This window comes from Arthrobacter sp. ERGS1:01 (assembly GCF_001281315.1).
In the GTDB taxonomy this organism is placed as follows: domain Bacteria; phylum Actinomycetota; class Actinomycetes; order Actinomycetales; family Micrococcaceae; genus Specibacter.
Window position 1 is genome coordinate 56,899 of the sequence record NZ_CP012478.1, and the last position, 11,960, is coordinate 68,858.

An 11,960-nucleotide genomic window follows, 5' to 3' on the forward strand; every position below is an offset into this window, starting at 1 on the left:
ATGCAGATATAACGATTTGGTCAAGTAATTTGTTCTACTGTTGACTCGCTTGTTCGTGGCGGGCGTACTGTGTCGCCATGAGAACATTGGGGTTAAATGTGAAAAGACTTCTTGTAACTTTTGTTGCGCTTGTACTCCTTATTGGAGGTTCGCTCGTTGCAACGACGCCTGCAAATGCTGCAACGCAATATTGCAATCCACACGCCACCTCCTTCACCGTCAAAGAAGGCAGCGTTAACCTCGTCGTTGGCAGAGTTACCGTTCATTCAAACGTATGTCTCAACGCCGCGAAAAATGGTGTTGTGTCATCCAACGCATCATTGAGTTGGGACCCCACGCCGGCGGGGACACTGGCAGGATGGCGATTTGATAGCAACGTCACTCAGCTGACGTACCAAGGTGGGACACAGGCCAGTTGGGTGTCATCTGCGGTGATGAAGATGTGCTTGCCAACTCAAGTATCACCGCTTTGTAGTTTCGGTGAGACTTTCAAGGTAAATACAACCCATCACGGTGTAGGATTTGTTGGACCTGGGGTAGTCAACTATTCGTTCGCATGTACCAACAAATATTGTGCCTTGCACTTTGGAGGAAGTTTTGTTGTTTCCTAATTCACGAATTCGTCAATGGGCTCCGATCTTCGTCGTCATTTGTGGATTAATTGGCTCTGGCCTTGGCGAGCTGACCGGAGAGTCAAACTCCTGGTTTTTGTTTTTCGTGGGTGCATTCGTTGGCGGCCTAATCCCTCTTCGCCAATACCTGAAAAATGGTCGACGTCAAACTTCTAACGGTTGATCATTTGGTTGCTGACTTCAATGACTGTCAATGTCGTTGAGGTCAGTAGCTATTTAACGACACATGGGACGGCCCTGGCCTCCTAGCTTTGCGATACAGAAAGCCTGCAGAGGTCGACCCCAGATGCTTCACAACATTGCTGCCCTTGAGTTTGCCCAGAGAGAACTGAAATTCCCGATTGCCCACGTGGCCGCCGGCAAGGGCAAGACCGTGAACAAGGTCAACGCACCGTCAGAAGACGGCGGTGAAGGGCAAACTGTTCTCTCGATAACGCAGCACGGTGCACCGTGTTGCAGACACAATGAAGGGGCCACAGCATCCATGCTGTGGCCGCTTCATTTCAGTATCCGTGAGATTGAATCCGCTCAGGGGGCGAAGGGGGTTGGTGATCGCCTCCCGTTCCTGTGGCGGTTCCCCTCCCGACTGAAGGATGGGGAATGGGCTCCCTTTGGGTTTTCTGGGCGTAGGCTTCGGCTGCTTGTTGTTCTGGATCCTCTTGAGGTGCGAGGGGCTGGATGGTTGGATATTTTTCCAGGACCCTGTTGTGTCCGTCTTTGCATCGTCTGAAGGGGCCGTCCTCGGCCATGATTCTGTCGAAGTGCCTGTCTGCGTGTTCGAGGATCCAGGAGGACATGGCGCCTCCTCCGGATGCGTAAGAGTCTTCCCAGGCGTACCAGGCTGCTGTGACGCGGCCTAGGACTGCTTTGTGGAGCCACCACTGCTGGCACCACACCAGGACTGGTTTTTCTCGTTCTTTGACTCCTGGCTGGGTGTCGTAGAGCTCGTACAACAGGCTGAAAGTGGTATCGAAGAATTCAAAGACATTGGCGTGCTTTGGTTGGGCTTCTTCATCACCCTCAGTTGCCGTGTTCAGGGTGGCGAGTTCCTGGCTAGCTCCGGGCACAGATTCTCGTTCAAGGTCTTCCTTGATCCAGGAGTCCAAGGCAGCTTGTGACCACTTGGAGGTTCCCCCCGCTTGCAGGACTGCAGGAGGTGCAACACCGTCCATGACCATGCGGCGAAACATGGCAACGGTGAACTTGTTGCTTGATTCTTCACTGACTAGGGCGGCAGCTTCAGCGGCTGAAAGGAAGAAGTCCCTTCCATCAGGTGAGCTGTCGCTGTCAGCAATATCTGACGCTTCACGGGCAGCCTCCTCGAGGCGGTCAAGCCAGGTGTCAATGGTGTTCTGGGACCACTTGACCGTCTTACCGTCAGCACCGGCCGGCGCTGGGGCGTCGGCCTTGACGACCATGCGCCGGAAGGTGGCCGTTGTGGTTTTCTTGCCCAATCGTTCGGTCATCAGCGAGGCAACGTCGGAGGCTGTGAGGTAGAAGTCCAGGCCTTCAGCCTCCACCGGCGCTGCATTCTCTCCTAGGTCAGCCAGACCGTCGAGGTCGTCGTCAGTCTCGGAGTTTATGACTCCTGTCTCGGGATCGAAATCGAAACTCATATCCCTGACCCCGCCATCAGGTCGGGGTTGGAGCGCGAGGCCGCCAGAGACTCATGTGCCGCGTGAATGGTTTCTTCCGCCTGCGGGTCATACTTCATCAGCGATGCTTCTACTTCGTCTTTGCGTGCTGTGGCCATCCAGGGAACGGTGCGCACCAGGGCAGCCCGGTTGCCGGAGGAGAGCAACACGGCCCGCCCGCGCGGCATTGCGGAGAGCTCGGCGGCGTCGAAAATCTTGTCCTTGTGTTCTTGCCGGGGACCGGCCGGGGAGTTGCGGGAGCCTGGGGAGCCAGGGGTGGTGTAGTAGTAGTCGCCAATGGCGTCAGAGAACAGTTGCAGGAGGTGGCCGGGCTTGTTGCCGCCGGCGTAGACCGTCCAGTTGGCGGCCTCCATGAGGGAGTCCATGCCGGCCTTGCCCCACACGCCTTCTCCCTGGGGGTAGGACTGGAGAATGGTCACGATCAGGATCCCGCGGGAGCCGTAGTGGGAGTAGAGCTTGGGCAGTTTCGGCCATCGGCACACGTTCGCTGCCTCATCCAGAACGACCACGAGGGGTACGGCCAGCCGCCCCCCGGCCATCCGGGAGGCCTTTTGCTCGGCCGCGTCACAGACGGCAACGGTCAACGCGGTTACCAGCGCTTTGGCTGATCCAGAACCGTCCTTGGAGAGGCTGTAGAGGGTGTTGGCGCCGTCGAGGAACCGCAGTGGGTCAAAGTGCTTGCGTCCACGCCCGGACTCTTCCCCTGGTGCGGGGTTGACCCACCGGGCGATTTGCAGGTTCGAGAGGCTGGCGGTCATGACCTGCACGGTGGAGAACACACCGGAACGTTCCTGGGGAGCTGAGGAATAGATGCCCACGAGCTCGTTGAACACTTCCTTGTAAATGGTGCCGTCGAGGATTCGCAATGAGGGCGGTTCCTCCGCGTCTGGGGCTGCAATCCAACCCTGAACGTCGCGGAGCCAGTACTGCTCCCCCACGTAATGATCCCCATCCCGCAGCGCCTGGCCCTGGCTGACGGCTGCGGCGAGGAAGAGCCCGCGCAGCAGTGTCGTGGCACGTTGTTCAAAGAAGTTGCCGTTGGCCGAGGACGATACTGACTCCATTTCGGCCTTCGCGAACACTTCGGCCAAGTCATACGCTTTGGTCTCATCGGTGACCGCTGAGAGCGGGTTCCACCACCAGCTCGGGGCCTCCCCCACGATGCCTTGGGGGTCGAAGCAAAAGACCTGCCCGATCCGTTCCCGGGAGAGGCGGGTGTGGTCGTGAAGGCCGCGCTTGTTCTCGGTGGCCAACACCGGTCCCGGTGCCGCCAGGACGTGGGGGACGCCGAAGGATGAGGTTTTGCCGGTCCTGGGGCCGGCATAGAGCAAACCTACGTCCTCGACGGAAGCGTGGAGTGATTTGCCGCTGTGCGCGTGAACACCCAAAGGCAGCCCCACGAAGTCGGTTTTTCCCCCGCCGACTTTGGCGGCCTTGGCTGCGGCCGCCTTGTATGAGAGCGGCTGCAGGTCCTTGGCGGAGGCCATGTGGATCGAGGCCGGATCCACCCAGGCCCCGGACCGGAACAGCTTCTTCCCCACCCACCAGGCAACGACCACAACGACTGCAAGGACCACGAATACGCCGCCCATTCCCCAGGCATGGGCGGCCGTGAAAGAGGCATCCCCGCGGACCCAAGAAGCGATGATGGCGACAGGGGTTTCCCACACACCGGCGGTCAACCATTGGCCGACACTAATCCCGCCAACGATTGTGACCAGCAAGGCGATGCCCACCGTCACCATCACGACGGTGAGCTTGTTCTTTTCCCGCATGTACCGTGCCCTGGTGGGTGCGCCCATGGTGGTTCCTTCTTTCCCTGGCTGGGTGGTTATTGTGTGCGGAAGCGGGTATCGGTGATGTGGACTTGTTCCTGGATGCTGGTTTGAATCATCTGCACCGGGATTCCGACCCGCCCTTCAACCTTGAGCAGGATTTTCCCTGCCCCCGGTGGTGGGGTGGCCTTGCCCGTGGCGTGTTCATGCACGGCGCGGCGACGGTTCCGACGCCCGCCCCAGGACTGGGAGGCGTTGAATGAGGCCACCAGGGCGATTTCTTCCTCCGTGAGCTTCTTGACCTTGCTCAACTCACGCAGATCTTCCTCGGTCAAAGACATCAGCCCCAGGAGTCCGGAGCGTTCAGCGAAGCCACGGGCCGTTTCCCGGTCTGCTTTGTTCGGCAGGGAGAGGAAGTCCTTGGGTGAGTGGGTGATCTTGATTTCCGCGACACCCTTGGAACGGTTCGTGCGTGAGAGCGCATCGGCGAGGTCCACGATGCCCGGGCAGTGACGCATCGGGAACCAGAACTCATCCATCAACGTCACGTACCCGCCCCAGCGAACCTTGGGCTCATAGCCAGGCGTTTCAGCGGCCAGGCGGGCTTCGTGTTGGGCGAGCTCCCAATGAGCGTCAATGGCGTCCATGCCCAGGGACCAGGTGCCCAACATCGCAGCCGAGAGCAGACGGGTGTTCGTCGGGGAGATCCCGGAGGTATCGAAGCAGAACCCGCCGGGGTTTCCCGGGTCGAACTCGATGGAATCGGCACCGCCAAGCAGCTGCCCCATTTCACCGGCCAGCATGGAGGACAGGGTCTCCCCCAGCTCGGAGAAGCGTTTGTGGAACTTCCCCAGCGTGGATTGTCGGCTCTCGGACAGCACCAATTCCGACGGTGAATCAAAGACCCGCAGCAGGTCTGCGGTCACGGGCCGGGGATAGTTTGTTTGGGCGGTGGCCACGAGGGCGGCCAGCACGGTGTCTTCAATATCGGAGAGGCTTTTGCCACGGCAGATGCGGGCCATCAGCTGGGTCTGCTGGACCGCTTTGGTGCGTGCCAGTTCGGCCAGTTCCTCCCCGATCTCACCGCCAATGATGTCAGCCGCTAACCCCAGAGGTCCGGGGGCGAGGATGTTCAGGCGCTGGCCGTTGGGCCCGACCCGCAACACATTCCCGCCAAGGGCATCGGTCAGGGCCGTGTGTTCACCCTTCATGGGGTCAAAGGATCCCAGGGTCATGCCACGGCCGATCATGCCCAGGACCATGTTCTGACCAGCGGACGTTTTCCCCACGCCGTTGATACCAAAGATCATCATCGACGGTGAAGAGATGACCCCGGCACGGTACAGGGCCTCAGGGTCAGTACAGATGGCAGTATCGGCAATCATGTCCCTACCCAGTGGTGCCCCGTCCGTGGGGCGGGCCGAGCCGGCCCCGAAGGGGTAGATCCCGCACACCTGAACACTGGTGGTGTACCAGTCCGGAGGCTGCGGGACGTTGCCCCACCGGCCACCACCATGACCGGCGAAACCCTTGGCTGTCTTGCGCAGATCACGGATTACAGTCTTGGTTTTCATTACGCTTTTCCTTCCGCCCAGAGAGCGAACGGGCCACGGTAGAGCCAGGGCAGCACACCCAAGGGCAGAGTGGAGTGGAACGCGGCCGAGCCGCCATGTTCGACAAAACGGTAGGTGAGCCCGCACTGGTCCATCAGGGACTTGATCTTCGTTTCAGCCTCACGATGGGCTTTAGCGGTCGGTTCAAAGGTGACGGTGACCATCATCATGAACCTGGTCATCGAAGCACCCTGAACGAGCTCAGCCTCAGACTTTCTGGCTAGCTCGACCTTGTGGGTGTCGAAGGAGGAAGAGTTACCGTTTCCCGAAGACGCGGTGAAGCCAGTGTTCTTCCGCAAGGACTGGGCCTTCTTCACCGCCTGGGCGCCGGAGAGCGGACGGTAGAACACCGCCACCCGCTTCCGAAGGAACTTCTCCGCCGGCGCGAATAGCTTCTCCATGGTCTTCTCCGTGATGTGCATCCGGGGCGGGACGGTCATCATGACCGTCATCGACGCCACCCCGTCATGGAAGACGACCCGACCGGCAGTGTCGTCAAAAAACTCCGGCCCTGCCTCCCCCAGGCGAGTCCGCCAGGTGTTCACCCCCAGATCATCGGAACCATACTCAGCGGCCCGGGCCGGCTGATAGGCGACGAGCACTTCCCGGGCCAGCTCCTCGGAGGTGGCCACCTCACACAATCCGGCACCGGATGCGTAGAGGGCATCGCGTTGGGCCGGCAGTCGGGCGGCGACGTCGGCCGCGGCCTCCTCGATGTCTCCCTGCAGGGCGTTCTTGCTCCACACCACCGTGGTGAAGGACTCCACGGAGGAATATCGACCCGGCAACAGTTCCGCCGCTTCACGCAGCGCGGCCTGCGCCAGGGCAGGGGCGGCGGAGGAAACCTCCGCATGGATCTTGCGCACCAGTGGAGCCGAGGACGACAGAGACGAATCAACGACGACCGTTGCCCCCACGATCGACTCGTCCTTAGAGAGGGAGGCGATCCATCCGCCGTAGTGCGATACCTGCTGGTTCACCGTGGACTGGGGCTGCAACGCTGTCCCGTCCGGATCCCCGCAGAACGTTGCGGCCAGGACCCCGGCTGTACGGTGGTGCAACAGGGTGAAGGGGCGGCCTATGCCGTCAACACCATCAATTTCTTCCATATCGAGCAACGCTCCGGGCAGCGCCGTCAAGGACTCTGCCGGTAGTGCCGACAATGCCCCAGTGACGTACATCGACTCGCCGCGGCCCTGGCGGGCCTTGGACCCCAGAGCATCCGAGATCCGAGAGGCAATCGTGGCGCCGGCATCCATCGGGCCAAAGCGGACGGCGAAAACCAACAACACCACCGCGGCCAGCACCAGCACCAACAACCCATTGCCCCAAGCGCCGGCGATGAAACACGCCAGCGTGGCCACCACCGCGAACGCGGCGACCACCAATCCCAAAGGAGGCAACCCCACAATGGTCATGGGCGCGCTGGAGAGCCAATTCCCGAACTGACCCGGGTTTACTTTTGTCTCAGCCATGAGGGCTACTCCCTTCCATCTCGTGTTACCTGGTCATTGATCCCGCGCGCTGCCTGCGCACCGGCCTCCGCTATCCGTGTCGCAGCACGCGTACCCGTTCCGGGCGTTCTAGAGCCCGAGACCGGCGCCGCACCCGCAGGCGCACCACCAGCAGGGGCAGCTCCCCCACCACCTGCCGCTCCCCCGCCAAGGGCGGGGCTCTCACTACCATTGGCAGGAGAGGCACCGGGTGTGGATTCCGTGGATGGGCTGGCACCAGAGGGCCCTGATGGTGAGGATCCTGAAGCAGGCGACGTACCAGGTGAGGAAGACGTGGGGGAACCGACGCTGGCGGTATCCCCTGATGGAGTCGTGGCAGGATCAGAACCAGTAGCCGTCCCACCACCGGAAGAAGCAGGAGAGCTCGAAGGCGAAGGGCCCCCACCTGAGACGGCAGGGCCACCCGTGGCAGGACCTGCGCCCGCGGAGGCGCTGGTGCTCGATGTTGTGGCCGCCTTGCCAGCTGCCTGGGTCGCGGCACCGCCACCACTGGCCGCCGCACTCGCGCCACCGGTAGCCACGGCTGCCCCCATGGCTACGCCGGCGGTGACCAAGGCGACGGTGGCACCGACGGCCATGGACCCACCGGAGGCGTTCCCCAACGCTGCTGTCACGGGAGTCATCAAGCGCAGTAGGGCGGGCAGGGTCAGGATGGCCAGAACAATCAGGACGACACCATTGAGTACCCCGGCAACGCCGTCTTCTCCGGACTTCATCTTCCAAGCGAGAGCGTAAATGGATGCCGCCATGGGCTTGTAGATGAGAAAAGCCAGAATCCAGGTCCCGATCTTCTCAAACATTCCAGCCTTCGAGGCGACAAGATTCGCGGCAGCTGCAGTGGGCCAAAAGGCAACCAGCAACGGCAGCGTCGCATTGCGACCCAGCATGATGCACCACTGGATCAGCACAGCGAAAAGACCAACGATTCCCACCACGAACGCCAGCCCAGGGTTGCCCAGCAACGCCGTTGTCTGCAACCCGAACTGGTCAACCCCCGTGCCAGATTCCGCCAAAATCCACTTCGAGTAAGCATCGAAGCCCAGGATCAAGGCGTTAATCAGGATGGTGGAGGAGGTCACAACAAACATGACCTGGAAGAACGATTTCGCGGCCTCCCTCAGAGGCAGCGATCGGTTATCCATCATGACGCGAATCCCGGCAATCATCAGCCCGACCACCATCAGAGCAACCGTGAAAACGCTGATCGAGTCCTTGAACCAATTCACACTCACACCATCGAGGTTTACAGTCAGACCCGGACCTAACCAAGAGGTCATGAAGTCCTTCATGAACGAATCAAAACTGTCCATCAACTCCTTCGCCATGGGAGACAACACCGTGGACTTCACAACACCGGCAGCCACATCACCAATACCGTTCCCAACAGAACAGACCGATGTCTGTAAAAGGTTTCCCTCGCACTGTGCCATTACGACGTCCCCTTCCACGAGACAAATTGCCCGTCGACCGGCTGGTCATAGGTCACCCCGTACGTTGAATCTGCGGTCATCCAAATCTTCCAGTCACCGGCGATCCACCGAAGCTTCAGTGTTACGCCGGCAAACCCGGTGCTACTTTTTGCGGTGGCAATAACGGTTGCCACGGTGGCTGTACCGCCTGCAGCGTCGAAGTCTTTGACCATGAATCCAGCAGGGGTTCCAAGGCTGGTGTCCTCGGATGGGCCAGCGGTGGTTTGTGCGAGGGACTTGGCCCTCCCTGGGGTATCTGCCGCATACAGTTCTGTAGCGGCACGAGCATCTACTCCTGACGCGGTTCCGAAGAAGTTGGCCACGGTGAGTGCTGCGCCGAGGGGTGATTTGGCGAAGCAAATCCCCAGCCCGCTCTTGGTGGTTTGGGTCGGTCCTGTGGTGGCTGAGACGGGCCAGGTGACCCCGTTGGCGGCCTTCCAGTCCAGATCCTTGGGAAGTGCCGGGCGCAGGGACTGCTCCCCCGCCGGTACATCGCACCCGCCGGAGGCGGCTGTACTTGTTGCGCGCGCACTGGCAGGGGCCGTGGCGGCGCTACCGCCGCTTGCCCCTGCCGGTGCCTTGTTGGTGGTGTCGAGGGCGTTCCACACGATCAAGCCCCCGATGGAGAGAACAACCAGTGCGATCACCACAACCGCCGCGATGGCGGATGCTTTGGATGACCAGAGACGGTTGAGGGCTCCGGGCTTTGTTTCGGACATGTTGTTCTCCTTGAAATCAGGGGTTGACTGGAGTGGGCCTGGCCTAGCGCCCGGTGGGCAGGAACACTGCGGTGAGTCCCGCTGCGGTGGCCACGATGACGCAGCCGGCGATCCACCAGCCCAGGGACTGCAGTTTCTGACCGCCGTCCTGGCGCTGGTGGGCGAACATCAGCCCGATGCCGACCATGATCAAGGCGATCACGGCCATGGCTCCGGCAATGATCCCGACCCACATCTTGATCGTGTCGAGAGCATCGGTCATTTCCGGGGGCAAGGGCTTGGCTGTTGCCGGGAGGGCGTTCATCACGGTCAGCCCGGTGTGGGTGAGGTGTGCTGTTAGTGCGTGCATTAGTTGTCCTTCGTTGTTGGGGTTTGGGTTTCTTTCATCCCTGGCAGGGGCACTGAGTGGCCGGTCAGGGAGGCTTTGATGCGGACTAGGACCTTCGGTGGAACGGTCGTTGTATCGGTGAAGTCGGCGTTACGCAGCGCGTTCACCCACGGCACCATCACCACGGGGACACCCCCACCAAGGACCTTGAGTTCTCGTGTCACCTGGGAGGGCAGGGCGGCCGGAGCATCCGCGACGATCAAGAACGCGAGTACACGTTCGGGACCTACCTGAGCCATGAGCTTCTTCGCGGCTGCTATCCCCGGCACAGTGGACCGGCACACACCAACGATGGGCGCATAGCTGGGGGCCACATCCGCGGTTTCCATGCCGAGCAATGTTGCCCAGGTGCTGGTCCCCGCCAACGGGTGCGCGCCCACCAGGACAACTCCCGGGGCTGGTGGCGGCTGGAAGGTGCCGGCCGGGAATAGCCAGGCATTGATGTCGGCCTCGTCCGCAGCCGCGGTGATTTGCGTGTCCTGGACCCATGAAAAGTCGCGCATGCTACTTCCCTTCAATCTCAGCGGTGGGGCCGATATTGGAGGCAAGCCAGGGAGCCGTTGTCGAGGTGCGGACCATGATCGTGGTCCAGGAACCGGCGTTGGTATCGAACGATGCTCGGACCTGGTTGCCGCTCAACTGGCCTTCCACCGGGCGCGGCCCTGAGCGCAGCACACGGACGGGCAGTCGGCTGGGGTGGATGTACTGGGCCTGGGTGGCGAAGTTGGTCGTCAGTAACGGGGCCAAAGCCGTCCACCATTGATCCCGGGCGACACCGGTATTCGTGAACGCGGCCATCACCTGGTGCGCGGTATCCAAGGCAGCCTGCTTATCTGCCGGGGTCAGGTCGCTCTGGGCCGGGCCGGTGTGGTCGGCCTGGGCGTTCCCGCCGCAAGACAGTACACACGTCGACGTTGCCACGCCGCGTGCAGTGGATGCCGGGGCGCTCGGTGCCGGCACCTGGTGTGCTGGGGTGCAGCCGGCGGCGGACACCGAAAGGAGCAGGCCAGCCACAACGGTGGCCACGACCAAGAACCGGTGGGGTTTGAAAGCCTTTGTGGGACGTATCAAGGGGTGTTCCTTCCTATTTCCCGATGAAGGGGGCGAATTGTGCGGCGGTCGGGATGTACAGGTATGCGGTGGGCTCAGTGGGCGTGATCGTGCGGGTGTAGTACTCCCCTGTGGGAGGCATCCCGTAGTTGTAGCCCTCCTCCAGTACGGTCCCGTCGGGATTGATGGCTTTGACGATGGCCACGTGCCCGTACTCGCCTGTTTGGTACCAGATGACTGCCCCGACCTTGGGTGTCTGGGAGACGGTCCAGCCGACCTCGCGCCATTTGGTCCCCCACGTGATGGCGTTGCCCGGGGCAAGGATGCGGGCATTCATCTGGGCCGGGTCGGTGATGCCGAGTTGCTGCATCATCCGGTACCAGGCAAAGTCAGTACAGTTCCGGTACGCGAAGCCCGTGATCGGGTTGTCGGCGTTGTGCTCGGTGCTCTTCCACGGGTAGTCATCGCCCTTGCCCAGATCCCCCGGTGTTCCGCCGCTGCAGGAACCGGCCTGCTCGGTGGCCTTGACGCCGGACAAGGCAGCCATGACCTCCCCTGCATGGGCCCAGAACTGTGTGTAGGCGTCGGCCGAGGAATTTCCCTGAACCCGGTGCGCCGCATCCGAGGGCGCCAATGAATCCCACCCGGACACCTTCTCGAGTGCAGTGATGAATGATGTGGTGGCGTGGCTGACGTTCGTCACCTCGGCCTTAGTGCCCCACGGATTCCCGGGCAGGCACCACTGCTGTTGAAAGACACCCAGCGAACAGGTCGGGGCGCCGTCGGCGTTCACGACGCCGGATCCCTCGTCGCCGTGGTCGAGGTTTACCAGGGACGATTCCCCCATGGCCGTCATCACGGCCAGCTGCTGACCGTGGGAGGAGATACCCATGTGCCCGGCGGTGTTGATGATCAGGGCCGCCACTTTCAGCTGATCTCCCTGATAGCCGGCGACGGCAGTCTTGGGCAAGGAGGCTTGATCGACGGTGATGGCCGGGCCCTGGCAGGCCTCAGCGGACTGGGAGCCTGCCAAGATGAACGTCAGGACAAAGACCACCATCACCAATGGGGCCAGTACCGCGGCAGCCACGGCTACCATCGACTTGTTTCCCATCAACTCCCCTACCTTGCTGCTCGTACTCTCA

At 61.4% G+C, this 11,960-nt stretch carries 11 protein-coding genes; 1 reads left to right on the forward strand and 10 read right to left on the reverse strand.

Translation table 11 applies throughout. The annotated features are described in order from the left end of the window. Window positions 1-77: 77 nt before the first annotated feature. Complete coding sequence (locus tag AL755_RS23130; RefSeq protein ID WP_150117012.1) at window positions 78-611, forward strand: hypothetical protein; 534 nt, start codon at window positions 78-80, stop codon at window positions 609-611. A 524-nt stretch (window positions 612-1,135) separates the two neighbouring features. Here AL755_RS23130 and AL755_RS03585 read toward each other — a convergent pair. From AL755_RS03585 to AL755_RS03630, 10 genes are read right to left on the reverse strand one after another with little or no spacing between them, the layout of a single operon-like run. Next, the gene (locus tag AL755_RS03585) at window positions 1,136-2,248 is read right to left on the reverse strand and encodes a DUF4913 domain-containing protein (RefSeq protein ID WP_054009817.1); all 1,113 of its coding nucleotides are present in this window, start codon (window positions 2,246-2,248) and stop codon (window positions 1,136-1,138) included. Further along, a complete protein-coding gene (locus tag AL755_RS03590) occupies window positions 2,245-4,089 on the reverse strand; it encodes a type IV secretory system conjugative DNA transfer family protein (protein WP_054009818.1) in 1,845 nt (614 codons plus the stop codon). Before AL755_RS03590 ends, AL755_RS03585 begins: the two co-directional genes overlap by 4 nt. Before the next feature lie 29 nt (window positions 4,090-4,118). Then, a complete protein-coding gene (locus AL755_RS03595) occupies window positions 4,119-5,636 on the reverse strand; it encodes a hypothetical protein (RefSeq protein ID WP_054009819.1) in 1,518 nt (505 codons plus the stop codon). Beyond that, window positions 5,636-7,150: an SCO6880 family protein gene (locus tag AL755_RS03600; RefSeq protein WP_054009820.1), complete on the reverse strand. Its 1,515-nt coding sequence runs from the start codon at window positions 7,148-7,150 to the stop codon at window positions 5,636-5,638. The genes AL755_RS03595 and AL755_RS03600 overlap by 1 nt, the downstream gene beginning before the upstream one ends. 5 nt (window positions 7,151-7,155) lie before the next feature. After that, window positions 7,156-8,619, reverse strand: coding sequence for a hypothetical protein (locus tag AL755_RS03605; protein ID WP_054009821.1), 1,464 nt, complete (start codon window positions 8,617-8,619; stop codon window positions 7,156-7,158). Continuing rightward, window positions 8,619-9,377: a hypothetical protein gene (locus AL755_RS03610; RefSeq protein ID WP_054009822.1), complete on the reverse strand. Its 759-nt coding sequence runs from the start codon at window positions 9,375-9,377 to the stop codon at window positions 8,619-8,621. Before AL755_RS03610 ends, AL755_RS03605 begins: the two co-directional genes overlap by 1 nt. Window positions 9,378-9,420: 43 nt before the next feature. Beyond that, on the reverse strand, window positions 9,421-9,726 hold the full coding sequence (locus AL755_RS03615; protein ID WP_054009823.1) for a TrbC/VirB2 family protein: 306 nt from the start codon (window positions 9,724-9,726) through the stop codon (window positions 9,421-9,423). Next, window positions 9,726-10,268 carry a hypothetical protein gene (locus AL755_RS03620; RefSeq protein ID WP_054009824.1) on the reverse strand — a complete coding sequence of 181 codons (543 nt, stop codon included), beginning with the start codon at window positions 10,266-10,268 and terminating at the stop codon, window positions 9,726-9,728. Before AL755_RS03620 ends, AL755_RS03615 begins: the two co-directional genes overlap by 1 nt. A 1-nt stretch (window position 10,269) precedes the next feature. After that, window positions 10,270-10,836: a hypothetical protein gene (locus AL755_RS03625; RefSeq protein WP_054009825.1), complete on the reverse strand. Its 567-nt coding sequence runs from the start codon at window positions 10,834-10,836 to the stop codon at window positions 10,270-10,272. Window positions 10,837-10,849: 13 nt separating this feature from the next. Further along, window positions 10,850-11,929, reverse strand: coding sequence for a CHAP domain-containing protein (locus tag AL755_RS03630; RefSeq protein ID WP_054009826.1), 1,080 nt, complete (start codon window positions 11,927-11,929; stop codon window positions 10,850-10,852). Window positions 11,930-11,960: the final 31 nt, after the last annotated feature.

Excerpts from the sequence above, each read along its gene's own strand:
- AL755_RS03585 (WP_054009817.1), bottom strand. The coding sequence starts at position 2,248 with ATGAGTTTCGATTTCGATCCCGAGACAGGAGTCATAAACTCCGAGACT.
- AL755_RS03595 (WP_054009819.1), bottom strand. The coding sequence starts at position 5,636 with ATGAAAACCAAGACTGTAATCCGTGATCTGCGCAAGACAGCCAAGGGT.
- AL755_RS23130 (WP_150117012.1), top strand. The coding sequence starts at position 78 with ATGAGAACATTGGGGTTAAATGTGAAAAGACTTCTTGTAACTTTTGTT.
- AL755_RS03630 (WP_054009826.1), bottom strand. The coding sequence starts at position 11,929 with ATGGGAAACAAGTCGATGGTAGCCGTGGCTGCCGCGGTACTGGCCCCA.
- AL755_RS03605 (WP_054009821.1), bottom strand. The coding sequence starts at position 8,619 with ATGGCACAGTGCGAGGGAAACCTTTTACAGACATCGGTCTGTTCTGTT.
- AL755_RS03590 (WP_054009818.1), bottom strand. The coding sequence starts at position 4,089 with ATGGGCGCACCCACCAGGGCACGGTACATGCGGGAAAAGAACAAGCTC.
- AL755_RS03620 (WP_054009824.1), bottom strand. The coding sequence starts at position 10,268 with ATGCGCGACTTTTCATGGGTCCAGGACACGCAAATCACCGCGGCTGCG.
- AL755_RS03600 (WP_054009820.1), bottom strand. The coding sequence starts at position 7,150 with ATGGCTGAGACAAAAGTAAACCCGGGTCAGTTCGGGAATTGGCTCTCC.
- AL755_RS03610 (WP_054009822.1), bottom strand. The coding sequence starts at position 9,377 with ATGTCCGAAACAAAGCCCGGAGCCCTCAACCGTCTCTGGTCATCCAAA.
- AL755_RS03615 (WP_054009823.1), bottom strand. The coding sequence starts at position 9,726 with ATGCACGCACTAACAGCACACCTCACCCACACCGGGCTGACCGTGATG.